The sequence below is a fragment of the Kribbella sp. NPDC026611 genome (assembly GCF_040638345.1).
Classification (GTDB): Bacteria; Actinomycetota; Actinomycetes; order Propionibacteriales; family Kribbellaceae; genus Kribbella.
This window is the reverse complement of record NZ_JBEZYC010000003.1, coordinates 575290-598722: the sequence shown is the minus strand read 5'-3', so window position 1 is coordinate 598722 and position 23433 is coordinate 575290. Positions and strand designations below refer to the sequence as shown.

Genomic DNA, 23433 nt, shown 5'->3' with positions numbered 1-23433 from the left:
ATACTGCTCCACTTGGGTGCAAATGAGTGGATCGTTGTGGATTCATGCCTAAATCAAAGCGACGGAACGCATCCCGTTCTTGATTACCTTAGAGGCATTGGCGTAGACATTGCTACGCAGGTCATTCTTGTAATCGGAACGCATGCTCATGACGATCATATTACAGGTCTGGCTTCAGTGTTCGCACAGGCCAAGTCTGCACAGTTCGTGTCATCAGTTGCGGCCACGACCGAAGAGTTCTTCGCACAATTCGAAGTTGACCTCAGCATACAACCGCACATGCGAGCGAAGATTCGTGCGGAGTATGAACAGATCCTTGATGAAGTCGACCGACGCGACAGGGACGGACTATTGGCAATGTCTCGTCGCGACCTTTGGACCCGGCAAGGCAGCAGCGAATCGTCGTCAGCGAGGGTATGTGCGCTATCACCATCCGATAAGGCCGTCCGCCGCTCACAGCGACTGCTCGCGGCAGGGCTCGCGAAGCCCGACAGTCGCTATAAGTTGTCCTCCGGCGACCCGAACGAAATGGCGGTCGCATTATGGGTTGAGGTTGCGAACCATGCGATCCTCCTGGGCGCTGACCTTCTGAGAGGCCCCAAGGGATGCGGCTGGCAGGCTGTCCTTGCTGAATTTACGCCACAGATCCCGGCATCTCTATTCAAGGTGCCTCATCACGGTGCGCCGAACGCGCACCATGATGACGTCTGGACGAAGCTGTTGGAGCCCGAAGCAGTCGCTGTGTTGGCTCCATTTAGGGCAGGCGTGACACCGCGACCCGCGCCAACTGATATCCAGCGGATACTTAGCCTGACACCAAATGCCTTCATCACCGCAACGCCGAAGAAGCCCGAGTCCAGAGCCGTCAAGCGGACAGCCGCAAGTCTTCGCGAACTCACATCTTCCGTCCGCGAGCCCTGGGGAGTACCTGGCCATGTTCGTGCCCGCCGTGAACTGGATGCCGACCAATGGGTGATCGAGACATTCCCGCCAGCTCGCCATCTGTCTCAGGCGTAGCCGCCAGCTCCGGGCAGTCCAGCGACAAGTCCAGCAACACCAGGCGTCAGCGACGACCCGAGTACCCCGCGCAGCCGCCTTCTGCCACGGTGCTGCCAATCCCCGCACGTAGCACAGTCGAACTGAAAAGCGGAAGGTCGGCGGTTCGAGACCGCCCCTGACCACCCTTTCTTGAGCGTGGATCTCGGTCCGAGATCCGCCGAACCTCCCGCGATTACCGCAACCAGTACCGCAACGCCTACCCGGCGACCACCTCCGCGAGCTGCTCCAGCGCCTTCCGCTGGTCCTCAAGGGACGCCTGCTGGTAGATCGTTATCGCCATATGAATGTCCGCCCGCCGGACGATCGCCTGCACGATGTGCGGAGGCACCTCCGAGCCGGAGGTGCAAGGTCACACACAAAGCTGCAGATCGTGCGGGCGCAATCTCCTCCAGCCGGGCCGCTTCTCGCGGCGGATACCAGATCCGTCGCACGTTGTCCGGCTCGATTGCCGACTGCTACCGGTCGCCGTCGATGATGTCCGCCAGGATGACGGACTCTTTGCCGCATTGGCTGTCGACATCGTCGGGGTTAATGCGCTCAAGCAACACCTGCTTCCGAATCCCTTCGCGCACCGCCTGGCTGACGTTGGCGTAGGCCGACGCACACACCGATTGTGAACTCGCCACCTCCAGTCGGCGCGGCGCGTCAAGAATTTCCGCCAGGATGACGGACTCTTCGCCGCATTGGCTGTCGACATCGTCGGAGTTGATGCGCTCAAGCAACACCTGCTTCCGAATCCCTTCGCGCACCGCCTGGCTGACGTTGGCGTAGGCCGACCCACAGACCGATTGTGAACTCCCCTCGTGCAGTCCGGGCAGTTTGTCCAAAAGAGTGGAGGTGATCGTGAAAAACCCCCCGCCCACCACCCCGATCAGCGCCATAGCCAGCGCCCACTTGTTCTGCGACTTGACCTTCTTACGCTCGCTATCCGTATCGCGCTGGGCCGCTTCTGCTCTACTCCTATCGAGCTCGGCCTCCAAAGCCCTGATTCTCTCGCGCGCCGCTCTCGCAGAGGACGATCCGGCTATGCGCATGATCGCGGCCTACAGCTCGTCGCTGCTGCGGGTGCGGGAACTAGGCCGCTCGGGCAGTTGCAGCTTCTCGCGGCGGCCTTGGGCAGACGCACGTTGAAGCCATAGGTAGTAGAAGCCTGCGCCGATCGCGACAACGCTCAGAGTCAGGCCCGCCGTCCTTGCCCAGATGACCGTCGCAGTCTGAGTCTCATCGGAGAAGACGCGACTCGCGAAGATCAGGTTGGTCAGCGCGGCTAGGACGATGAGGAAAGCGACGATCACCCGCGCAAGCCTGCTCATAACCGCAACGTACGGGCGCATCGATCAGGGTGCAATAGGTAGCGAGCGCCGGGTGAGGACGGCGCGTAAGCCGCCCACCACCCCGCGCGCCGCTGCGTGCTCTCTTACTCAATAAGTATGCGAAGTCTGCAATATTGAGCGTTGAGCGGCTGGTGCTCCTGCGGCCCGCGAATAGCGCAATGCCTACCCTGCGACCGCATCTGCAAGCTGCTCGAGCGCCTTCCGTTGGTCATCCAGAGATGCGTGCGCGTAGATCGTCATCGTGATGTGAATGTCGCGTGCCCGACGATCGCTTGGACGATGTGCCGCGGTACACCGAGCCGCAGGAGCAACGTCACACAGAAGTGCCGCAGATCGTGGAGACGCATCTCCCCGAGCCCGGCTGCATCCCGCAGCGGGTACCGGATACGGCGCAGATTGTCAGGCTCGATCGCCGTACCGATCTCGGTCGTGAACAGGTAACCGGTGTCCACCCACTTCTCCCCCGCCAGCAGCTGTTCCATCGCCTGCCGGCGCGTGTGACTCCTGAGAGCTTCGACACAGACCCCGATCAGCGGCACAGTACGACGGGACCGGTTGGTCTTCGGCGTCACGGCTTGCAGGGCACCGTCAACGCGCTGAAGGGTGCGCCGGATCTGCACCGTGTCTCTGCCCAGTCGATGTCTTCCCACTTCAGCCCCAGCACCTCACCGCGACGCGACCGAGGTAGAGCGCCAGCACGGGCTCCGAGACATGGCGTAGCTCCTCTCCCGCGACCGACTCACGGCCCGGGCCTGATGGAGCCCGCGACAGTCCGCGATTGGATCGCGGATCTGGAGAGAGATCCTGACGACGATGACCACTTGGCAATGCAACTGTCGGAACTGAACCGTCGCCGCATCCTGGCAACCGCCGAGGCGAAGGGACACGAGAGCTGGAGTGAAGATCTGCTGCTCGACTGCCACCACGGGCATCGCGGCCACTCCAACGTGTACGGGCGACTCGTTTGCGACAGGCCAGCTTCGGCCATGACAACCCGCTGCCCTTAGCTATTCGAACGGTCGGTACGGGCACCCAACGCATGCGCGGGCAATCAGCGTCCGCGAAGCGGTATGCGTCCAAACCTCCCCCCCGATCCTTCCAGTTCGCTGGTGGGATCACGTCCAGGGGACGACGAGTTGGCAACGCTGTGCCGCCACTCCAGGCACAGCGCATCGGAGAGGCGATCTTGGAGACGTCGTGAAGCGCGTCGAGCTACCGCGGGAGGAGCACCACCTAGGGCCGTTTGTCGGTGATGCCATACGAACGATGGCGTGTTCACGTCTCGTATGTTTGCGACTAGCTACAAAGTGCGCCATCGCATGTCGTCGGGCGGCTCAATGAGTTGAGGCTGGCGGTCGACATCGCTCTGACCTCGCTTGTCAGGGGTGATGCCTGGCAACCGCTCGACTGGTCCCCAGGTATCCCAGAAGTGCCGCAGCCGACCGACAGAACCGAGCGAGTCGATCAGCTCAGGCTGCGCATGTGCGCCGAGCTGTGCCAGATCGTCGCGCAATTCGCGAAGAGCGGCGAGAGTCACATTGATTCTTACCCGAGATTCGACAGGAACCGAGTCGACACAGACCTCCAACGCGAACACCGCTAGCTCGATCCGCACGTTGACCAACTCTTGAACCGCGGGGGTCCACCGCGGGGGACTTCCGTCCAGCGCACCGAGAGCGTCGTCAATAACGATCCAGGACACCGCTCGGACGGCCTTTATCATGCTCTCCCGAGCCAGCCGAGCCGCGAGGTTGATCGGCAGGAAGGTCGACAACGGTATGGAACTTAGCCTTCCGATTGCCCGATCCCACACAGGCATACCTCGATCTAAGTCGCTAGCACTCAGCGAGATCATGGGCTGGATCGCACCGACAACAGCTACCTCGAAGATCCGGACCTCAGGAAGTACCCGCCGGGCCAGAAGCAGGGCCTGGAAACACGGGTTGATGTCTGCATTTTCCAGCTTCGCAATCTCAATTGTCGCGGTGGCCGCATTGAAGGACGCTTTCATGATCTCCAGGCGGTTGGTGCCGAAGAATGCTTCTGCCCGAAGCCAGGCCGGCATCCTCCGCTTGTCATCTACACCGGGCGGTTCAGCAGAAGCCACGAGGTCAAGCGCTCGATAACAAGTCAGTCCGGCCTCACATCCCAACGCAAACGAGCTAGCCTCAGCCGTCGCAAATGCCACACGCGCGGGATCGACATCCTCGCCTTCCGCCACGAGAACGCCACGGTAGCCATCCCATTCCAGCGTTTCGTGCGCCTCACTGTTGCGTAGCTGTGGCAGCAAGAGAATCTCAGCCGTTTGCGCGATCCAGCCTCCCTGCGCGATCATCGCTTCACGCAACGGCGATGTGGTCGGCGGCTCAGACCAGGTCTGCTCACGTAGACATCGCATCGCCCATCCATACTGTCGTACAGGACCTTCGACCAAACGCTTATAGACTTCAGCCAGCCCTAGAGCACGAACCTCTCGATCTTCTTCATTCTCGATTGAATAGAGGGCCCGCAAGACTCGGAGATGAGTATGCCGGAGCGCCCTCGCTCGACTCTCAAGATGCTCTAGGACCTGCTCCGCAATAGACTTCGGTGATTCCAGGAATCGAATAATCATTGAATCCATCGAAGCGTAGGCCATCACCTGATCATGCGCGTTTACCACGGATCCAACGATCCAAACGCACGCCAGCACATCAGTCACTGGCGGCACCCCCAGCGAGGCCAGATGGGAAAATAGACGCTGAAGCAGGAGGGAGTTGCGGTATCCATAGAATTGGAAAACCAAGGAAGGTCTGAAGTCACCCAGCTGATCGAGCGGAGGAGAATCCATTCCGAAAGCAACCTGAACCGCCTTGTCGTACTCATATCCTGCGTCAACAGTCCAGGCCGCACCGATCTCCCGCAGGATCCGTATCCCGTCGGGAGCTACATTCTCTCCGGCTACTACCTGACCCGAACGCATGACAGCTGCCATCGCGTCCTTGAGACAGATCTGCATACCTTCAAGGATGGCGCTCGCATCCTCCTCCTTGAAGGGTTCGAAGGGTTGCAGCGAGAGCAGGCGCGACAGCACGTCCCCACGTTGCAATAGAACGCCCTCGATCCAGTCTCGCTGTGCTGCATACGGCGCGGCATCCCCTGGCCAGCGCAGAATCTGCCCGATGAAACCTAGAATTGAACCCTTCAATGAGGCCGAGTGAGCTGACCATGATTGACGATTGACCGGAATCGTGTGTGATTCTCGCAGGGTCCACTGCTGCTCTATCGCAGCGCGGAGGTTGGCAGCAAGCCGCTCGCGAGCAGGTGGCGGGAGTGACACCGCTCCAGATTAACGCCAGGCACCCACGGCGCTCCCGATCGGCCGACGGCGACGCGGTTGGGGAGGCCATGGCCCGGACGCGAGCCCACGACAACTGATGCGACCCGCTAATCGCCGCCAGGTTCGCTGTTGAACACGACTTCAGACATTCAAGTACGTCCCGATTGCAGCCTCTCCTTGAGCGTGAACCGGTCAATCTGACACAACCGCCAGTCACCGTGACGCCCCTTGAACGACCATCCGTAGTTGCACGCCCGTTGCACGCCACCGAGACTGGCTTTCGCTTGTGACAGTGACGATCTTCGCGGCCGTTACCGACCACTCAGCCCAAAACGGCTGGTTGCTTCCTTGCTGCGCAGAGCCAAGCGGAGACCGTGCGGTCGATACTGGCTCGGTGTCACCATCAGACTTTGGACCATCAGCGCTCAGACGATGCCAGTCCTAGCCCTCGCCATCGTGGTCGAAGCCCGCACGATCGTCAGCGACTGGAAGCCGGGCCGGAATCGTGGGACCAAAAGATTCCAGGGCTTCTTCTGGGGTGTGTCACTCCTCATTTTCGCCTTCGCGGAGCACGCGTGCTTTCGCGCTTTGGCTGGAGAAGAAGTCAGATCCGGGTGTTCCATCGTCATCCAACAGGGCGTGTACATCGGCATGGCCACACTCGTTGTCAACCCGGCCGTCGAGTTCCTGATCCGGTCGAACGCACGCGCCTTCGTGTGGCTGTCGCGGTGGAACCTTCAAGCCATGCGCGTTCTGACGACGACACGCTGGAGTCTGAATCGGCGTCTCCGCCGGCTGACGAAAGAACATGAAGAGCTGCGTCGCGTGACCGCCGTGTTCTTCGAGCGGGACCTACTGGTTGGAGAAGGCAGCGCAGGAGATTCAGGACGTCGACACACGGGAGGCAATGGTCCGAGACATCTCCGAAACGCCGGGCCAGAGTCGGCTTGCCGATCCCGGAGGGACGCCGTAGGCGCACTTGATGCGTGTCGTGGTGGACGTGCGATCGAGCGACCAGGGACGGGGCTACCTGCGCGGTCATACACATCAGCCGAGCTCTGTTCGGTGCCTCTGAGATGGGCGCCACTCGGATCGTCTCCGGGGGGTGAGGTTCGGCCGGCGGGCCGCATGGGCTCGCCCCGGCCCCGCGGGAGGCGCGCCCTTGATTCTTACGAGGTCAGTCCGTCAGCTGCCTCGGCCTGGCTAGTGTCCTCCGTCGATAGATGCGCGACGCTCGTCCGCCAGGTGATCTGCGACGGCCGAAACGCACGGATCGCGGCAAATCCGTGCATGTCGGATGACCGGTCGCGAGATGATGCGCCTATGGGCATGTACGACACATACGAGCCTCAGCCGCCGCTTGACTGCCCGATCTGCGGTGCGCCCTCCCTCGGCTGGCAGGGCAAGGACGGTCCGTGCGGCCTGTTCCTTTGGCGACAGGGGCACCGTCACCCGGTCGACCAACCGATCGACGAGGACGCACGAATCGAGCGGGATCGCTATAGCCAGCTCACGCTCCCACCGTCGTTTGGCCTGGTCGGGTGGTGCGTCCACGAACATCTCTACACAGCGGTAGGCCATGCCCCTGACGGCACATGGACCGCCACGGAGCTCGGCTGATCGCCGACCGAGCGCCTTGCCAATAACCGGCGCCACCGAGCACCGGAACCCCGATGAGAATGCGCTGTCATCGGCAGATCCGTGCGTTGCTCCGACACGCGGACAGATTTCTGACCTGTCGCATATCAGTGGGCGGAGTGACCTGCGACGGTGGACGGGCGCGGCAGGGTCAGAGCACGTCAGAGCATGGAGGTTGAGACGTAGATGACGTTGGCGAAGTCGTCGCGGGCGTAGGCGGTGGTGTTGGTCAGGTGGCTGTCGAACGGGCCGAGCTTGGTGATTGTGGTGCCGGCTCGGAGGACGAGTTGGAGGCCGTGTTCGGGCTCCCACGCGCATTCGCACTCGATGGAGACGTACACCTGACCGTCGGTGTCGCGCTCCACGTGGAACTCGTGACCGAGTGACACGTAGGCCCAGACTTGCTCTGGTTCGGCGATGTCGGGGAGAGGCTCGTTCCAGCCTTGTTCCCGGGACTCGCGGACGGTGTCGAGGTAGTACGCGAACGCGTCAGCACTAGCGGCGTGCAATGCGCTGTCATCGTTCGTCAAGAAGGCCGTCACTGCAGCGTGGACGGCCTCTTTGTCGTCATCAGCGACGTAGCTGCTGGGGAGGACGACCTGACCGACTACGCCGCCAAGTACGGAAGCGGTGACGGGACCGCTGAAGTAGCGGTGCAAGTCCTCGTCGAGCGTCAGCGGCCCGACTCCTGGCATCTCCATGAAAACGAACCTTCTCACACGACTCACGCCGGCGCGGCAGTCAGTTACGGGCGTAGGGCGCCGAAGAGGACGCGGCTCAGGAGGGCGCCGAGGATGAGGGCTACGAAGCCGGTTAGGGCGATGACGGAGATTACGCAGGCTAGGTTTTTGGCGAGGGAGAGGCGGCGGTCGAGGGTGGTGAAGCCGTCGGAGAGGACGGCGACGGTGGCTAGGGAGAGGAAGGCGACCGCGGCGATGATCAGGAGGATGACGTGGTGACCGCCCAGCGTCGCGGTGGCGGTGAACTTGGAGGCGTGGTCCAGCCAGGGACCGAGCGTGTACATCCAGATGACCGTGGCGAGGTCGGCTGACATCAGGAACCACAGCATGAGTGGTGGTTTGACGCGGGGGCGTGGGATCACCACTGCTGGGCGTGGAGTGTCGGAGAGGACAGGTGTCAGGTGGCGGCGGGGGGATCTTCTGGTGACGACGGCCATGGGGTCGGGCTCCTCACTCGAGCTGGCTGACCCCATTACGCGACGAGCGCGACGGACTGTTCCAGCTACGATGCCGCGGCGGCATCGTGCACAGCCGCGAGCTCCGCGACCAGCGGTTCGCCGGCGCCAGTGGTACTGCGGAACCACGCATGCGAGCCGCTACCGTCAATCAACCGCTTCACGTCAGCGGTAGACGGACCCCCGTAAAACAAGGGCTCCTCGGACGGTACGTCGACCAGCCGCGCGAGGCGGCGGTTGCGGGTGAGGATGCTGCGGGACAACCGCGACTCGGCGACCGCGCGGCGCCACTCGCCGAGGACGTACTGCGCGCGGCGTTGCCGGAGCAGCGTGCTGTCGGTCGCGGGGTCCGTGGAGCTGTCCGCATCGAAGACGTCGGCTCGCAGGTGCTCGAGTGGCGTGCCGCGAAGTGGGACCACCTCAGTGAAGACCGGAGTACGCGCGCCGACTTGCTCCGCATCTGCTCCGGACCGCAACGTCAGCAGCACCGGGTCCTGCGCCGCACCCGACCTGCGGTCCACCAAGCGGACCATGAGGCGGTCGGACACCGCAGAAGCCACCGCGCCAAACGCCGGGACCAGGACCCGAACCGCAGAACCCGTCGGCACCATGCGGACACCCTGGACGATGCGCGCCCGCAGCTGCCGCGGGTCGACCAGGCTGTCGCTGGAGTCGGTCAGCTGGACGGACTGGTCCCTCAGCTCGAACCTGCCCACGACAGGTACGAGTGCCTGCACCTCGTCCCAAGCAGTCAGTACGCCGTCCAGCTCGTTGTCGACACCGTCCACCGAGCGCGCCAGTACGCCGTACCCGTCGGCCAGCCGCGACAGTCCCGAGAAAAGGGCCCGCGGCAACGACCCGTCCGTCAGGCCGGTCAAGTAGACGGTGAACTCGCCGGCCGAGCGCCGGGCGAGTGTCAGCGCCCGACCGACGAGGTGCTGCCGCAGCGGTCCCAGGGGTAGCGCACGCGCCGCCCGTGCTCGGACCACTGCACGCTCTGCGTCCAGCAGCGCCTGGTCGAGCGGCAACTGCAGCCACCAGTCCAGCGCGTCGATCACTGCGAGCCGTCGCCAGGCCGGAGCCGGCGTCACCTCGAGCTCCATCTCGGCATCAGTGCCCAGTACGTCGCCCACCCGCCGAACCGCTTCAGCTCCGAGCAGCGTGGTCAACAGCACCGGGTCGGCATCGGCCCACCGGTCGACCTCGACGGCCCACCAGTGCTCCGGGCGCGCGAGATCGACCGATACCCGGACGCCCGGCGCCGGCTCGACCGTCCGCACCAGGTCCGCACGGCCATCGGCGGCCAGACGCACCTGGGGTTCCGACACGCTGAGGACGGCGAGCATCAGGCCGGATCCTCCTTCGCGCGTAGCCGGTCGGCATCCGGCATCGTTGATCAGATCAACGATCTCGAAGAGCACACCATGCGATGGACACGATCTCCAAAGGTTAGGACCCAAGTTCCGGCTGGTAAAGAGCGGGTAAAACCGGCCGGTTCAGGATGCCTGTGCCATCGTCCAGGCGATCCGGGCGCCGTTCCGGACCGGACAACCCTCCGGAGCGGCGACCTCGGTCCACGGCGGCGCGCCCCGGGCAGCCAGCTCCAGCATCGCCAGCCGGCGCAGTCCGTGGTACTGGTCGGCGCGGTCCCACACCGCCCGGGTCATGTCACCAGCAGCCGGGTTGTGCAGTCGCCGCAGCGACGTTGCGCTGGCGAGGAACCCGTCCCGTCGCCGGTCACGCAGTACGACGTGCTGGTCCGGCGGGAGCAGTGTGGTCTCCAGATCGAGCTCAACCCAGCACAGGTACTCGACGAAGGCCAGGACCAGCATGTACCGGTCTGGTGTCATCCCGTTGGGCCGATGAGCCGCCTGTCGCCGGAGCCGGCTCAGCTCGCCCTGCTCCCGCCAGATCAGCCGGAGCGCTCGGTAGCCGAGCCCTGGGTACTCCGGTGGCAGCGCGAGCCGGACACCATCTCCGGATGGGAGCTGCGGCAGACCCGGTTGACGGCGTACCATGCCAGCGGCCGCCTTACCAAGGGCGTCCCAAGCCTGACCGTGGTCCCCCGCAGCGCGAAAACCCATCGCGCGCGCGACCGTCCGCAGATTCGCCCCGAGATACGCATCGGCCACCTGACCCGATCCGAGGACCCCGAGCGCGGACCGCCAGTTCCCCGATTCCAAAGCCTGGACCGCCAGCAGATCGGCTGGCGTGCTCGTCGGTACTGCGGCCTCTCCGGTCATCGGGCACCTGCTCCGGTCGAAACGAACACTTCCGCTTGGGTCCTCGGAAATCTCCCGTCTCCCCGCGTACGCGTGGCTTCAGTTGGCTACAGGTAGAACTGAGTACTACGGTAGATCTCCGGTGCTGTACGGTCAATCGCGGGCGGGTCGGGGCTCATCGGCGGTCTAGGCAGGCAGGATGTCGATGGAATCCGGCAGGACCGACACACCGGAAGATTTCTCGTCCGAAGTACAGATGTAGTCGGGTGGAGTTCAGTAGAGTTGGTGTAAGGTTGGCAAGATCCGCCGTGGACCGAACCTTTCGGGAGTGACACACAGTGGCCCCTTCGCTAGAGGCCGTGCGGCTCGCCAGGAGATTGCGAGATCTCCGCGAGTCCCATCCGAAGCTGACGCAGGCTCAGCTCGCGCGCGCCCTGAGCGACGAGAGCCGGGTCGCGGTCGCGACGATCAGTTCCTGGGAGTCGCTGACCAACCCGAAGCTGCCGCCGGAGGACCGGCTGCGCTCCTACGCGTTGTACTTCGCCGGGACGGCGACCGGCGAGGGCGCACAGAAGCTGCCGCGCGAGGGCGACCTGACACCGGCTGAGCGTGAACGCTTCGGCACGCTGCACCGCGAGCTGATCGGGCTGCGCGACGCCGTTCGCCACCAGGTCGACTCTTCGGCCGGCACGCCGTACACCTTCGACTTCGAGACCGGACGGATCACGATCGTCTGCCCGGAGGCGCCCGAGGAAGGCCGCTCGCCGCTGGCCGACGAGCACAACCCGAACCACACCCGCCTCTACCGGTACGCCGACCTGGACGCGCTGATCGAGCTGTGGGGACACGTCCGCGCGTCCAACCCCGAGCTCCTGGTCCGGCACCGGCTGCCCAGCGAGGTCCTCGCTGACCACCTGTCCGGCCACCTGATCCTGGTCGGCGGCGTCGCGTGGAACCAGGTGACGCACCGCCTCCTGCGCGTCCTCGAAGACCTGCCGATCCGGCAGCTGTCGATCAAGGACATTGCCGACGGCGAGGTGTTCCGCTCGCGCGACGGCAAGGAGTACCTGCCGGTCTGGGAAGAGCAGAAGGGCACCGGCATCACACCGCCGAGCTCGGCCGAGCTCGTTGCCGAGCAAGCACAGGACGCCTGGCGCAGTGGCAATCCGCGCGAGCTGGTCGAGGATGTTGCGCTGCTCGCGCGACTGCGCAACCCGTACAACCACAGCCGCACCATCACCATTTGCAACGGGGTCTACTCCCGAGGAGTGCTGGGTGCGGTCCGGACGCTCACGGACGACGCCGTCCGCGAGCGCAACGAGGCCTTCATCGCGAGCCACTTCCCGAACGGTTCGTTCGCCCTGCTGATGCGGGTGCCGGTGGTCAACGGCGAGGCCATCACACCCGATCTCGAGATCGAAGACAACCGGCTCTTCGAATGGACCCCTCAGGAGAACGAATGAGCCGGGCGATCAAGCACGGACCCTCGCACGCGTCACTGCTCCGCGACGTCTCCGCGACCAATGTGTCGCCTGCTCGCAGCAAGCTCGACGCGATCGTCGTACCCGCCGGGCGGCCGGCGTCGGCCCTGCAAGAGGTCATCACGCTCAGCGCGAACCTGGGTGTCCCACTCGTCGTTCTGTGCAGCCTGCAGGCACAGGTCGAGCACGTGCGGCAACGAGTCGAGGACACGTTCGGTGCCCGCGCCCTGGTGGTCGACGTCAGCCCCGGGTATCAGCTGCCCTTCCGTCCGCAGACTTCCAGCGGCGACTTCACGAAGGCTTCGGCGGATCGGTCCAGTGACCTGAGCACCAAGCGGAACATCGGGCTCCTGCTCGGCCGGATGCTGGGCTGGAAGAAGATCCTCTTCGTCGACGACGACATCAGCCAGTTCCGCCGGGCGCACGTCGAGAAGCTGTCGGGCTTCCTCGACTTCCGCCCGGTCGCGTCGATGGTCAGCCGCGACTTCCCGGACAACTCGGTGGTTTGTCACGCGCGCCGGCTGGCAGGTTTCAAGCAGGACGTCTTCGTCAGTGGCGCGGCGCTCGGGGTCAATCTGCAGGACCCGAAACTGTCCTTCTTCGCCGATATCTACAACGAGGACTGGTTCTTCTTCGCCAAGCACGCGGCCGAGCGGTCGCTGCCGAAGATCGGTGAGGTTCGGCAGGCGAAGTACCGCCCGTTCGCCGACACCCGGCGGGCGGCCAGGGAAGAGTTCGGGGACCTGCTGGCCGAAGGGCTCTACGCACTCTTCGAGAGCACACCAGGCTGGAGCTTCAAGGAACAGCTCGCCATGGTGATGCGCGAGAACTACTGGCAGGACTTCAAGGACATTCGGCTCGACACCATCGTCGAAACGAGCAAGGCGCTCGAGACGACGCAGCTCAACGCGAGTCCGATGGACTACCTGACGATGCTGGACGCCCAGGAATCGCTCGAGGAAGCGAAGAAATGGGCGAACCTCATCACGCCGGGACTCTGTGTCGAGTTCATCGCGGAATGGCAGCAGGACGAGGCTCGCTGGCAGAAGTTCCTGCTGGATCTGCCGCTGGCCCGCACTGCCAACGACGCGCTGGCTGTGCTCGACCTGCCGGAAGGCGTCTCCTGCGGTTATGGCATCTCAACGACCTACGTGGATGCCCAGGCGAATCTCGAACCGGCCTGAGCCGTCTTCGAGGGGTTGTTGTTCGCCGGTCGGGGTGAAGCCGAGGCGGTCGTAGACCTTGCGGGCGATCTCGTTGGTGTCGAGGACCCAGATGCGCCAGTCGGTGACGTCCGGTTCGACGGCGCCGAGGTAGGCGAGCATGGCCCGCAGTACGCCGGTCCGCCGGTAGCGCGGGTCGACCCAGACGGACTCGATGTGCCGCTCCAGTGGGGGCCGGTCGTCGACGCGGACGGAGCTGGCGAGGCCGATGATGGCGCCCCCGCGCCGCACCACGACCCAGTGCCGGTACCGGAACCGCGCTCTCCACTCCGCCTCGCCCCAGGTCGATTCCACCTGGTACTCCGAGATGTAGGCCGCCGGCGAATCCTTGAGCGCTCGCAGGCGAACGTCCCGGAGAAGCCGCCAGTATTCGGCACCGAGCAACGCGAGTTCCAACGTCCGGCCCCCTCCGTCAACGGCGCACAGGCATCCATCCCAGTGTCGCCGTTTCACCCCAGCGCCAAACGGAGTACCGGCAATGTCACATCTCCTCAACGTTTCACGAGCAGATCGCCTTCTCGATGAACGCCTTGACGGAGGCGTCCGGATCGGTCTGGAAGTCGGGCGTGACAGCGACCGTCACCTGGTGCCGGGTGTCTTCCGTCGCGAACGCGTAGGCCTGGTACGCGAGGGCGTCGCCGTCGTTCCCGTAGACCCGGCCGCACGACGTCTCGTTCCAGGACAGGCCAAGTCCGTAGTGGCCGTCCTTGGTGCCCGGCTGCTTCATCTCGGCGAGCAGCCGGGGTTTGAGCAGCCGCCCGCCGAGCAGCGCGGCGAAGAACGCGTTCAGGTCGTGCGTCGTGGAGATCAGCTCGCCGGCCGCGCCCAGCACCGACGGGTTCCACTCGGTCAGGTCGACCAGACCATGCTCGCTCGGCACGTACCCGTGTGGGTGCGGTCCCGGGATGTACGGCGACGTACCGGGGAGCGTCGTACCGGTCAACCGCAGCGGCCGGATCAGGCGCCGGCGGATCTCGGTGGCGTAGGTGTGACCGGTGACCTTCTCGATGACCTCACCGAGCAAGAGGTAGTTGGTGTTCGAGTACGAGTACTGCGGGCCCGGCTCGAACATCGGCGGGTTCGCGAGCGCCTGCGCGATCATCTCCGGCGCCGTCCAGGTCCGCCACCGGTTGTCGAAGAACGCCTGGCCGGGCGGGAACGGAATGGTCCGGACGAAGTCGTACAACCCGCTCGTGTGGTTGAGCAACTGCCGGACAGTGATGTTCTCCCCGTTCGGTACGACGCCCGGCAACCACCGCTCCACCGAGTCCTCGAGCCGCATCCGCCGCTCGCCCACCAACTGCAGGACGACAGTCGCCACGAACGTCTTCGTGACGCTTCCCGCCCGGAACGACCCACCGACCGGCACCGGCCGATCCGTCCCCAACTCGGCGATCCCACTGCTCCCCCGCCACACCGCCCCCCGATCCCGAACCTCCGCCAGCTTCCCGATCCCGGCCACGTCGCCCAGGCCGTGGTCTGCCGGGACAGCAACCGCCAACCCCGGAACCGCTACCGCTATCGCTATCGCCGTCGTGAATGCTGCAACCTTCGCCCAGTAAGCCATTTCACCACCCTCACCAACCGGCGCCCGCGGCAACATCAGGGATCACCCTCGCAACACAACGAGTTCCACCCTGAGTGGGTGGAACTCGTTGTTGGGGGCAACTTAAGCGGCGGCGGCTGCCTCGGTGAGCTGTTCTGAGGTGGGCTGGAGCTGCGGGCTGGCGAGGGTGAGCAGGACGTTGGCGATGGCGAAGGCGGCCGCGGCCAGGAGGCCTCGTTCGTAGCCGGACTGCAGCGCCTGCAGCTGAGTGGCGCCGTGGGTCAGCTCGTTGGTGGTGTGGGTGATGGAGAGCGTGGTGACGATCGCCAGGCCGAGCGCCCCGCCCACCTGGTACATCGCGTTGACCACACCGGACGCCGCACCGGCCTCGGCGGGCCGGACTTCGGAGACGGCCGTGATCTGGCCCGGTACGCCGACGCCTATGATGCCGAAGCCGAAGATGATCAGACCGGGCAGGAGCTGGGTCGTGTAGCTGCCGGCGGCGTCGGCCTGCGACAGCAGGAGCAGACCAAGGACGCTGAGCACGGCACCGGCGAGCTGGACAGTCCTGGTACCGATTCGCTGTACCAACTGCGAGGCGAGCATCGCGCCGACGATCGCGGCACCGCCCATCGGCAGGAAGTGCAGGCCAGCGTCAAGGGCACTGTCACCACGCACCTGCTGCAGGTAGATGGCAGTCAGGAAGAACATCGACAAGAACGCAGCACCGTTCAGCGACAGCGATGCGCCGGACACACTCAGAGCGCGGGAGCGGAACAACCGCAGTGGCACGAGCGGCGCATCCGACCGCGACTCGACGACGACGAAGGCAGCCAGCAGGACCACACCCGCGGTCAGTACGCCGATCACCTCGAACGAGCCCCAACCAGCCGGCTCCGACCGGACCACGCCGTACACGATTGCCATCAGCCCGGAGGTCCCCAGCACCGCGCCGAGGGTGTCGAAGGTACGGCGACCGGTCGCGTGCCGCAGGTCCGGTACGAAGACCGGAATCAGCGCGACCAGCGCGAGCACGATCGGGACGTTGACGAAGAAGACCCACTGCCAGCTCAGGGAATCGACCAGGATGCCGCCGGCGACGACACCGAGCGTCCCGCCGAGACCGGCCAGACCGCCCCAGACGCCCATCGCGATGTTGCGGTCGCGGCCGTGGGCGAAGGTCATCGTCAGGATGGCCAGCGCCGCGGGTGACAGCAGCGCGCCGCCGAGCCCCTGGACCGCGCGGGCCGCGATCAGGAACTCAGGCGAGTTGGACAGGCCGGCGATCAGCGAGGTGGCACCGAAGAGCAGGAGGCCCGCGGTGAAGACCCGGCGCGCGCCGAGCAGGTCGGCCATCCGGCCGCCGAGGAGCAGGAAGCCGCCGAAGAGCAGCGTGTAGGCGTTGATCACCCACTGCAGGGAGTCGGCGGAGAAGTTCAGGTCCGCCTGGATGTGGGGCAGCGCGACGTTCACGATCGTCACGTCGAGCACCACGATGAACTGTGCGAGAGCCAGCACCGCCAGGGTGGCCCAAGGACTGCGTCGCATTGCGTACCTCACTCAGGAGAAGGTCTACACCGTATGTATACGCCGTAAGCTTACGTAGTAGACAGTAGGTCTACGGTGTAGACTTGTCAACGTGATCACCAAAGAGACCTCCCGCCGCCTCGACCCGGAGAAGGTCGTGGACAGTGCGCTCGCGATCGCCGACGACGAAGGACCGGCCGCCGTCTCGTTCCGGAAGCTGGCCGGCCTGCACGACGTGACCCCGATGGCGCTGTACCGGCACTTCAAGGACAAGGACGACCTGCTCGCGGCCCTGGGCGACCGCCTGCTCTCGGACGTCGTCCTGCCGGAGCCGAACGACGACCCGTGGGACCGGCAGCTGCACAAGCTGCTGACCGCGTTCGTCGACGCGCTCCGCGCGCATCCCCGGGTGGCGGATCTGACGCTGTCGCAGATGCTCATCGCCGAGCCCGGCCTGGCGCTGTCCGAGCGCGCGCTGGAGCTGCTCGTCGAGGGCGGGTTCGCGGTCGACGACGCGGCAGAGGTCGGCCGGCAGGCGATCTGCTCGCTGATCGCGCTCGTCACCAGCGACCCGATCGCCCGCGAGGTGAGCGATCCCGAGGCCCGCGAGGCGTCCCTGCGCCGCAAGCGCGCGGCGCTCGGCTCGCTGTCGCCGACGAAGTACCCCCGGATCACCTCGGCCGCGAACGCACTGGTCTGCCCGGCCTCACGCGACCGGTACTACGCCGTCGGCATCGACCTCACCGTCGCCGGAATCTGCGGGGTGCTCGACCGCGGCGTGTAGCACTCGGCAACGACCCGCCGTGAGGGCTACGCTCCGGAGCGGAGCGATACCACTCTCTATGGAGGTACGACGATGGCGGGGAAGTTCGAGCTCTACAAGGACAAGTCCGGGGAGTTCCGGTTCCGGCTGAAGGCCGGCAACGGCGAGGTGATCGCGACCAGCAGCGAGAGCTACGGAACCAAGGCCGGCGCGCTGAACGGGATCGACTCGATCAAGAGGCACGCCGCCGAGGCGAACCTCGACGACCAGACAGACTGAAAAGCCTGTAGAACAAGGGGGTTCTCCATCACCGTGGAGAACCCCCTTGTGGTTCAGATACCGTCGGAGAACACCACCGGCCGGAGCTCCACCCCGAGGCCCTCGATGGCCGCGTCCGGGATCAGCGCGGCCAGTTCGTAGGCCCGCTCCGGCGAGGCCACGTCGAGCACGTAGAAGCCGCCGAGGAACTCTTTCGACTCGACGAACGGCCCGTCGGTGACCGCCGGTACGCCGTCGCGCACCTTCACCACCACGCCCTTGGCCGGCTGCTCGAGCGCGATCGTGCCGAGAAACTCACCGGACGCCTTCGTGGTCTCCATGAACTTCCCGTGCGCGGCGCCGATGGCCTGCTGCTCCTCCTCGGACAGCGCGTCCAGGATCTCGGCGTTGATGTTCAGGATCAGTAGGTACTTCATGGGGTCTCTCCTCGATCTGCGGGGCCCCGCTCACGGGGTCTGTCACTCCTCAGTACGGAGCCGGCGCGACCACTTTGACATTGCGCCGGCGCAGTGGCTTGGAGCGGGTTTCAGGGGCCCTGAGCACGCACTGTGCTCGTTGTCACAGAAAGCGATCACGAGATGTGACCGAGGTCACATCAAAGCCCTCAGTTCCCGCCTGAACGCCGCTCAGCTGCGCTCAGGACACCCGGTGTTCACCTGGGCTTGCTGACCCGTCAGAGAGCCACCCAGGGCCTTTCCGGAGGGTCTTTGTCGATCTGAGGGTTTGCGTCGTGATCGTTCTGTTATACAGTCGTCGGCGGTTCGGTAAACAACACGAACCGCACACGGGTCAACGCCGAGCTCCGCCAAGGCTCGTGTGCTCCCCTCGAACACCATTGGCGGAGGTGGGGAACCCAAGATTTTGGGTCTTCGGCTGTGAGTGGCTGAAACCCTGGGGTGAAGTCCGCGGGAGCGGACCGGGCTATGAATCCCAGCCCGAACCCGACAGCTAACCTCGCAGGCGTCGGGAGACCAACCATGCCCGTCACTGCCCGACGGACTGCGCTTACGCACGCCGTCAGTCAGACCAACGAGACCCGGTCCACGGGCCGAAGTCTCGCCAAGCACCGCAAGCCCACCAAGGCCGGTGCACCTCGCGCCGCCGCTGCCGTCCTGTCGGTCGGTCTCGCGGTCGGCGGCGGAGCCGCTCTCAGCGTCGTCAGTAGCCCGGCGACCGCCTCCGCAACCACCCTGACCGCCGCGCAGCAGCGCGGTCACATGAGCATCCCGAGCCGGCCGTTGCTGCGACTCGGGGACTCCGGTCCGACCGTGAAGTACGTCCAGCGGGCCCTGCACCTGGGTCCGGACGGCTACTTCGGCACCAGCACCGTCCGGGTGCTGAAGAAGTTCCAGACCTCCTGGGGTCTGAAGGCCACCGGTTCCACCAACAAGGCCACCTGGGGCCGGCTCACCTGGGCCGCTAAGCACCACGTGCTCTACGGCAAGTACGGCGCCAAGTCGAGCAGCACCGGCACCTTCCGGGCGAAGGTGCTGCGCGAAGCGGCGAAGCTCAAGGGCACGCCGTACCGCTACGGCGGCACGACCCCCCGCGGCTTCGACTGCTCCGGCTACACCGGCTACGTCTACAAGTACGCCGGTCACAAGCTGCCCCGGACCGCCCGTCAGCAGTACGCCGCGACGAAGCACACGAGCCGCAAGGCCGCGAAGCCGGGCGACCTGGTGTTCTTCAAGAGCGGTGGCGGCGGCGTGTACCACGTCGGCATCTACGCCGGCGGGAACATGCTGTGGCACTCGTCGCACCCGGGCGCTCCGGTCAAGAAGGCGAAGATCTGGACCAGCAGCGTGGCGTTCGGCCACATCTGAGTCCTGACCGGTCCGCGCTCATCCCCCCACGAGCGCGACCGGTCGTCAGCGGTGCCGTCCCCCCAGGCACCCTGACCCCGAAACCGGCCCGCGCCGTCGTCCCCACCCCTCCGACGACCGGGCCGGTTTCTTATGATCAACCGAGTGTTCAGTCGAGCAAGCCGGCCTCGTAGGCCAGGATCGCGACCTGGACCCGGTTGGTCGCGTTCAGTTTGACCAGTGAGCGGGAGACGTGGGCCTTCACGGTGGCCTCGCTCATGAAGAGTTTGCGGCCGATGTCGGCGTTCTGCAGGCCCCGGCCGACCTCGACCAGGACCTCGCGCTCGCGGTCGGTGAGCTTGCTGATCCGCTCCTCCGCCGACCGCTTCCGGTCCGCGCGCGGGTCGCCGGCGAAGTGTCCGATCAGGCGCCGGGTCACCGCCGGCGACAGCATCGCGTCCCCGGCCGCCACCACCTTGATCGCCTGCACCAGCTCGCGCGGCGGCGTGTCCTTCAGCAGGAACCCGCTCGCCCCGGCCTGCAGCGCACGGAACACGTAGTCGTCCAGGTCGAACGTCGTCAGGACGACGATCTTCGGCGGATCCGGCAGCGCCTGCACCTCGCGGGTGGCGGCCAGCCCGTCCAGCCGGGGCATCCGGATGTCCATCAGCACGACGTCCGGGTGGTGCTCCTTCACCATCGAGGCGGCGTATGCGCCGTCCTCGGCCTCCGCGACCACCTGCAGCTCGTCGTCGGACTCGAGGATCATCTTCAGACCGGCCCGCACCAGCGCCTCGTCGTCCACGATCAGCAGCCGTGTCATCGTTCCCCTTCGTCCGCGTACACCGGTCCGGTCAGCCGGGTCTCCTGCCAGGGCAGCCAGGCCTCGACCTGCCAGCCTCCTTCGACGGTCGGTCCGGTCGTCAGCCGGCCACCGACCAGCTGGACCCGCTCCCGCAGTCCGACCAGGCCCGCACCGGCTCCAGGCAGCAGTGAACCAGCAGCCACCGGCCGTACGTTCGTCACCCTGACCGTGATGCCGGCACCCAGCGCCCCACGCACTTCGACATCGGTCGCCGCACCGCGGGCGTGCTTGTGCACGTTGGTCAGCGACTCCTGCACGACGCGGTACACGGTCCGGCCGACGGAGATGGGTACGTCGTCCGGGAGCGACACCTCGCAGGCCACGCTCACCCCGGCGTCGCGGGACGCGGCAACCAGCCGCTCCAGGTCCGCGGCCTGCGGTACGGGCGTCAGGTCGGCGCCGTCCACGCTGACGTCAGAGCGCAGTACGCCGAGAACCTCGCGGAGATCCTCCATCGCCTGCCGGGCCGTCTCGCGGATCAGCTTGGCCGAGCCCTCGACCTTGTCCGGGCCGACGGTCGGGTTCACCTCGAGGCCGCCGGCGTGCAGGGCGATCAGCGAGACCTTGTGGGCGAGGACGTCGTGCATCTCCTGGGCGATCCGGGCCCGCTCGCCCAGCCGGGCCTGCTCGCTGCGCAGCTCGCGCTCGGCCTCGGCCCGCTCGGCCCGGTCCCGCAGCGACGCCATCAGGTCCCGGCGAGCGCCGACGTACGCACCGATCGCGATCCAGGTCCCGATCAGAAACGGACCCGTGAACAGCGGCACCCAGATCTGACCCTGACCACCCCAGGAGTTCACGACGTAAGCGGCGTATGCGGCGACGCTGAGGATCGCCAGAGCCAGGTCGCGGCGGCGGATCGCCAGCGTCAGCAGGGCGAGGCCCATCGGGACGAAGATGCCGCCGGTGAGCATCGCCAGGACGGCGATCGCGGTCACCGTGACCGGGAAGCGGCGGCGCCAGAACAGCGCGAGCGAGGCGACCACGCCGCCGATCAGCACGTGCCAGTGCGTGATCGCGAAACCCTTGCTGCCGGAGGCGGCCTGCAACACGATCGTGAGCAGGCTGAAGCCGACGAAGATGATGTCGCGCAGGCGCGGGCCCATCCGGACCCACCAGGCGTACCACCTCCGCAACCGTCGCATTCCGTCACTGTAGTTCGGCGGTCTCGGGGTTCACCTCCCCCTTGCGGGTAGGTTCGGGGTGCTTCCGGACGACTTTCGTAGGGGGCGGCCGCAGCCGCTCGTCCGATGTGCGACCGGGGTCCCGACCGGTTGACTCGAGGTCATGATCACCGTCGAGAACCTGACCAAGCGCTACGGCAGCACCACGGCTGTCCAGGACGTGTCCTTCACCGTTCAGCCCGGCAGCATCACCGGCTTCCTCGGCCCGAACGGCGCCGGCAAGTCCACGACGCTGCGGATGCTCACCGGGCTGACGCCGCCGAGCTCCGGCACCGCCACCATCACCGGCAAGCGGTACGCCGACCTGCCGAACCCCGGCCGGGTCGTCGGCGTGATGCTGGACGCGGCCGCGCAGCACCCGGGCCGCACCGGCCGCGAGACGCTGACGCTGGCCGCGAGTCTGCTCGGCGTACCGCGGAGCCGCGTGGACGAGATGCTCGACGCCGTCGGCCTGGAGAACGCCGGGAAGCGCCGCGTCGGTCAGTACTCGCTCGGTATGCGGCAGCGGCTCGGGATCGCCGGCGCGCTACTCGGCGACCCCGCCGTACTGATCCTGGACGAGCCTGCCAACGGGATGGACCCAGAGGGCATCCGCTGGATGCGCGGGCTGCTGCAGGACTTCGCCGCCCGCGGCGGCACGGTGATCCTCTCCAGCCACCTGCTGGGCGAGGTCCAGGCGACCGTCGACCGGCTGGTCGTCATCGGCGGCGGCCGGATCGTCGCCAACGGTTCGCTGGACGAGCTCCTGGCCGGCTCCGGCACGCTGGTCCGCGGCCTCGACCCGATCGGCCTGCACCAGGCCCTGACCGCGGCCGGGCTGCAGCTCGAGCCGCTGGCGGACGGCTCGCTGCGCGTCGACGCCACCGCTGAGCAGGTCGGGCGCGCCGCCGCGGCCGCCGGCCAGATCCTGCTCGAACTCCGCCAGAGCGACGGCGCCGGCCTGGAGGACCTGTTCTTCCAGCTGACCGCCGCACCCGCTGCCGCCGCCTGACCTACCGACTCTTGGGAGCTCCCGAAATGACCACTGTCACCGATCTCGAAACCCCGGCACCGGCGCCGGCCAAGCACCGCGCCGAAGTCGCCACCAGCCTGCCGCCCGCGCGCGGCCAGTCGTTCCTGAAGCTCGTCACGATCGAGCTGCGCAAGTCCGTCGACACCCGCAGCGGCCGAGTACTGATCGCCGCCATCCTGGCGATCGCGCTGGCCGCGTTGACCTGGCAGATCACCCACCTGCCGGCGGGTGCCGCCGGCTTCGACGGCTTCCTCGGTGCCGCGTCCAGCGGTGTGATGCTGATCCTGCCCGTCATCGGAGTGATGGCGATGACGTCGGAGTGGACCCAGCGGACCGCGCTGACCACGTTCACGCTGTCGCCGCGGCGGGTGCGGGTCCAGCTCGCCAAGTTCGTGTCCGCGGTCGTGCTGAGCGCCGTCGTGATGACCGGCGTCGTCGTACTCGCTCTGGGCACCACCGCGTTGGCCGGTGGGGTCACCGATCACGCTGCGTCGTTCTCGGGGATCGGCGGCCAGCTCGCCGGGGCCTACCTGACCATGGCGCTGAACGTGGTCATGGGTGCCGCCTTCGGTGCGCTCATCGCGCAGACCGCGGTCGCGATCCTGGTGTTCTTCATCGCACCGACCGCCTGGTCGCTGGCCGGGCCGGCGCTGTTCAAGGACAACGCCAACTACCTGGACGTGTTCGGCGCGCTCGGACGGATCGCGGAGCGTGACCTGCACGGGATGGTGCCCGCGACGCTGACCGCGGTCGGGGTCTGGATCGTCCTCCCGACCATCGTCGGACTGTGGGCTAGCTCACGTCGCGAAGTGAAGTAACGGGGGCAGGACGCGCCTGCGCGGCCCGGTTCGAGGGGGCCGGACCGCGCCGGCGATGCGGTTGGAAGGCTGCTGGAGGTCCGGCTCTGGGGGCGGTGCGTGTGTCGATCCCCTGCTCCGGGTATCCTTGAACCACGATTACTGACGACTGATCCGTGGGCGCCACGCA

The 23433-nt window shown here is 66.1% G+C and carries 23 protein-coding genes and 1 riboswitch; of the genes, 8 read left to right on the top strand and 15 right to left on the bottom strand.

Going from position 1 to position 23433, the window contains the following annotated elements:
• The first annotated feature begins 12 nt into the window (after positions 1 to 12).
• Entirely contained in the window at positions 13 to 1017 is a 1005-nt protein-coding gene (locus tag AB0E69_RS14730; RefSeq protein WP_360144501.1) for a hypothetical protein, read from the top strand.
• A gap of 238 nt (positions 1018 to 1255) precedes the next feature.
• Here the strand turns inward: AB0E69_RS14730 and AB0E69_RS14725 are convergent, their stop codons facing one another.
• The 9 genes from AB0E69_RS14725 to AB0E69_RS14685 all read right to left on the bottom strand — a co-directional run bounded on the left by AB0E69_RS14725 (position 1256) and on the right by AB0E69_RS14685 (position 10788).
• Positions 1256 to 1387, bottom strand: a complete 132-nt coding sequence (locus AB0E69_RS14725; protein ID WP_360144498.1) for a hypothetical protein — start codon at positions 1385 to 1387, stop codon at positions 1256 to 1258.
• 127 nt (positions 1388 to 1514) lie between these two features.
• Positions 1515 to 2039: a hypothetical protein gene (locus AB0E69_RS14720; protein WP_360144495.1), complete on the bottom strand. Its 525-nt coding sequence runs from the start codon at positions 2037 to 2039 to the stop codon at positions 1515 to 1517.
• A 63-nt stretch (positions 2040 to 2102) separates the two neighbouring features.
• A complete protein-coding gene (locus tag AB0E69_RS14715; RefSeq protein ID WP_360144493.1) occupies positions 2103 to 2372 on the bottom strand; it encodes a hypothetical protein in 270 nt (89 codons plus the stop codon).
• 257 nt (positions 2373 to 2629) lie between these two features.
• Positions 2630 to 2965, bottom strand: a complete 336-nt coding sequence (locus AB0E69_RS14710) for a tyrosine-type recombinase/integrase (protein ID WP_360144490.1) — start codon at positions 2963 to 2965, stop codon at positions 2630 to 2632.
• 728 nt (positions 2966 to 3693) lie between these two features.
• Positions 3694 to 5712, bottom strand: a complete 2019-nt coding sequence (locus tag AB0E69_RS14705) for a hypothetical protein (protein ID WP_360144488.1) — start codon at positions 5710 to 5712, stop codon at positions 3694 to 3696.
• 1799 nt (positions 5713 to 7511) lie between these two features.
• Positions 7512 to 8051: a hypothetical protein gene (locus AB0E69_RS14700; protein WP_360144485.1), complete on the bottom strand. Its 540-nt coding sequence runs from the start codon at positions 8049 to 8051 to the stop codon at positions 7512 to 7514.
• 44 nt (positions 8052 to 8095) lie between these two features.
• The gene (locus AB0E69_RS14695) at positions 8096 to 8419 is read right to left on the bottom strand and encodes a hypothetical protein (protein ID WP_360144482.1); all 324 of its coding nucleotides are present in this window, start codon (positions 8417 to 8419) and stop codon (positions 8096 to 8098) included.
• A 173-nt stretch (positions 8420 to 8592) separates the two neighbouring features.
• Positions 8593 to 9891, bottom strand: coding sequence for a hypothetical protein (locus AB0E69_RS14690; RefSeq protein WP_360144479.1), 1299 nt, complete (start codon positions 9889 to 9891; stop codon positions 8593 to 8595).
• Between the two features lie 150 nt (positions 9892 to 10041).
• Positions 10042 to 10788 carry a hypothetical protein gene (locus tag AB0E69_RS14685; protein ID WP_360144476.1) on the bottom strand — a complete coding sequence of 249 codons (747 nt, stop codon included), beginning with the start codon at positions 10786 to 10788 and terminating at the stop codon, positions 10042 to 10044.
• A 338-nt stretch (positions 10789 to 11126) separates the two neighbouring features.
• Here AB0E69_RS14685 and AB0E69_RS14680 point away from each other — a divergent pair, with 338 nt between their 5' ends.
• Together AB0E69_RS14680 and AB0E69_RS14675 are read left to right on the top strand one after the other, a co-directional pair.
• A complete protein-coding gene (locus AB0E69_RS14680; protein WP_360144474.1) occupies positions 11127 to 12230 on the top strand; it encodes a hypothetical protein in 1104 nt (367 codons plus the stop codon).
• Complete coding sequence (locus tag AB0E69_RS14675; RefSeq protein ID WP_360144471.1) at positions 12227 to 13432, top strand: hypothetical protein; 1206 nt, start codon at positions 12227 to 12229, stop codon at positions 13430 to 13432. The genes AB0E69_RS14680 and AB0E69_RS14675 overlap by 4 nt, the downstream gene beginning before the upstream one ends.
• Here the strand turns inward: AB0E69_RS14675 and AB0E69_RS14670 are convergent.
• From AB0E69_RS14670 to AB0E69_RS14660, 3 genes are all read right to left on the bottom strand, one after another.
• A complete protein-coding gene (locus AB0E69_RS14670; protein WP_360144468.1) occupies positions 13388 to 13867 on the bottom strand; it encodes a GNAT family N-acetyltransferase in 480 nt (159 codons plus the stop codon). The two genes, AB0E69_RS14675 and AB0E69_RS14670, sit on opposite strands and share 45 nt — an antisense overlap.
• A gap of 103 nt (positions 13868 to 13970) precedes the next feature.
• Positions 13971 to 15038 carry a serine hydrolase domain-containing protein gene (locus tag AB0E69_RS14665; RefSeq protein WP_360144465.1) on the bottom strand — a complete coding sequence of 356 codons (1068 nt, stop codon included), beginning with the start codon at positions 15036 to 15038 and terminating at the stop codon, positions 13971 to 13973.
• Positions 15039 to 15140: 102 nt separating this feature from the next.
• Complete coding sequence (locus AB0E69_RS14660; protein ID WP_360144462.1) at positions 15141 to 16565, bottom strand: MFS transporter; 1425 nt, start codon at positions 16563 to 16565, stop codon at positions 15141 to 15143.
• 91 nt (positions 16566 to 16656) lie between these two features.
• On the opposite strand from AB0E69_RS14660, the gene AB0E69_RS14655 reads away from it, so the two are divergent.
• Both AB0E69_RS14655 and AB0E69_RS14650 read left to right on the top strand, forming a co-directional pair.
• Positions 16657 to 17328, top strand: a complete 672-nt coding sequence (locus AB0E69_RS14655) for a TetR/AcrR family transcriptional regulator C-terminal domain-containing protein (protein WP_360144459.1) — start codon at positions 16657 to 16659, stop codon at positions 17326 to 17328.
• Positions 17329 to 17400: 72 nt separating this feature from the next.
• Complete coding sequence (locus tag AB0E69_RS14650) at positions 17401 to 17586, top strand: YegP family protein (protein ID WP_360144456.1); 186 nt, start codon at positions 17401 to 17403, stop codon at positions 17584 to 17586.
• 53 nt (positions 17587 to 17639) lie between these two features.
• Here the strand turns inward: AB0E69_RS14650 and AB0E69_RS14645 are convergent, their stop codons facing one another.
• On the bottom strand, positions 17640 to 18002 hold the full coding sequence (locus AB0E69_RS14645) for a YciI family protein (protein WP_360144453.1): 363 nt from the start codon (positions 18000 to 18002) through the stop codon (positions 17640 to 17642).
• Positions 18003 to 18369: 367 nt separating this feature from the next.
• Positions 18370 to 18563, top strand: a riboswitch (cyclic di-AMP (ydaO/yuaA leader).
• Here AB0E69_RS14645 and AB0E69_RS14640 point away from each other — a divergent pair.
• Entirely contained in the window at positions 18564 to 19409 is an 846-nt protein-coding gene (locus AB0E69_RS14640; RefSeq protein ID WP_360144450.1) for an NlpC/P60 family protein, read from the top strand.
• 148 nt (positions 19410 to 19557) lie between these two features.
• Here the strand turns inward: AB0E69_RS14640 and AB0E69_RS14635 are convergent, their stop codons facing one another.
• On the bottom strand, positions 19558 to 20211 hold the full coding sequence (locus AB0E69_RS14635; protein ID WP_360144447.1) for a response regulator transcription factor: 654 nt from the start codon (positions 20209 to 20211) through the stop codon (positions 19558 to 19560).
• On the bottom strand, positions 20208 to 21395 hold the full coding sequence (locus AB0E69_RS14630; RefSeq protein WP_360144445.1) for a histidine kinase: 1188 nt from the start codon (positions 21393 to 21395) through the stop codon (positions 20208 to 20210). Before AB0E69_RS14630 ends, AB0E69_RS14635 begins: the two co-directional genes overlap by 4 nt.
• 142 nt (positions 21396 to 21537) lie before the next feature.
• Here AB0E69_RS14630 and AB0E69_RS14625 point away from each other — a divergent pair, with 142 nt between their 5' ends.
• On the top strand, positions 21538 to 22425 hold the full coding sequence (locus AB0E69_RS14625) for an ABC transporter ATP-binding protein (RefSeq protein ID WP_360144443.1): 888 nt from the start codon (positions 21538 to 21540) through the stop codon (positions 22423 to 22425).
• 26 nt (positions 22426 to 22451) lie between these two features.
• The gene (locus tag AB0E69_RS14620) at positions 22452 to 23264 is read left to right on the top strand and encodes an ABC transporter permease (RefSeq protein WP_360144440.1); all 813 of its coding nucleotides are present in this window, start codon (positions 22452 to 22454) and stop codon (positions 23262 to 23264) included.
• Positions 23265 to 23433 lie beyond the last annotated feature (169 nt).

Coding starts and splice junctions, on each gene's coding strand:
- AB0E69_RS14715 (WP_360144493.1), bottom strand. CDS start 2,372: ATGAGCAGGCTTGCGCGGGTGATCGTCGCTTTCCTCATCGTCCTAGCC.
- AB0E69_RS14700 (WP_360144485.1), bottom strand. CDS start 8,051: ATGGAGATGCCAGGAGTCGGGCCGCTGACGCTCGACGAGGACTTGCAC.
- AB0E69_RS14695 (WP_360144482.1), bottom strand. CDS start 8,419: ATGCTGTGGTTCCTGATGTCAGCCGACCTCGCCACGGTCATCTGGATG.
- AB0E69_RS14690 (WP_360144479.1), bottom strand. CDS start 9,891: ATGCTCGCCGTCCTCAGCGTGTCGGAACCCCAGGTGCGTCTGGCCGCC.
- AB0E69_RS14685 (WP_360144476.1), bottom strand. CDS start 10,788: ATGACCGGAGAGGCCGCAGTACCGACGAGCACGCCAGCCGATCTGCTG.
- AB0E69_RS14675 (WP_360144471.1), top strand. CDS start 12,227: ATGAGCCGGGCGATCAAGCACGGACCCTCGCACGCGTCACTGCTCCGC.
- AB0E69_RS14665 (WP_360144465.1), bottom strand. CDS start 15,038: ATGGCTTACTGGGCGAAGGTTGCAGCATTCACGACGGCGATAGCGATA.
- AB0E69_RS14660 (WP_360144462.1), bottom strand. CDS start 16,565: ATGCGACGCAGTCCTTGGGCCACCCTGGCGGTGCTGGCTCTCGCACAG.
- AB0E69_RS14650 (WP_360144456.1), top strand. CDS start 17,401: ATGGCGGGGAAGTTCGAGCTCTACAAGGACAAGTCCGGGGAGTTCCGG.
- AB0E69_RS14645 (WP_360144453.1), bottom strand. CDS start 18,002: ATGAAGTACCTACTGATCCTGAACATCAACGCCGAGATCCTGGACGCG.
- AB0E69_RS14640 (WP_360144450.1), top strand. CDS start 18,564: ATGCCCGTCACTGCCCGACGGACTGCGCTTACGCACGCCGTCAGTCAG.
- AB0E69_RS14635 (WP_360144447.1), bottom strand. CDS start 20,211: ATGACACGGCTGCTGATCGTGGACGACGAGGCGCTGGTGCGGGCCGGT.
- AB0E69_RS14630 (WP_360144445.1), bottom strand. CDS start 21,395: ATGCGACGGTTGCGGAGGTGGTACGCCTGGTGGGTCCGGATGGGCCCG.
- AB0E69_RS14625 (WP_360144443.1), top strand. CDS start 21,538: ATGATCACCGTCGAGAACCTGACCAAGCGCTACGGCAGCACCACGGCT.
- AB0E69_RS14620 (WP_360144440.1), top strand. CDS start 22,452: ATGACCACTGTCACCGATCTCGAAACCCCGGCACCGGCGCCGGCCAAG.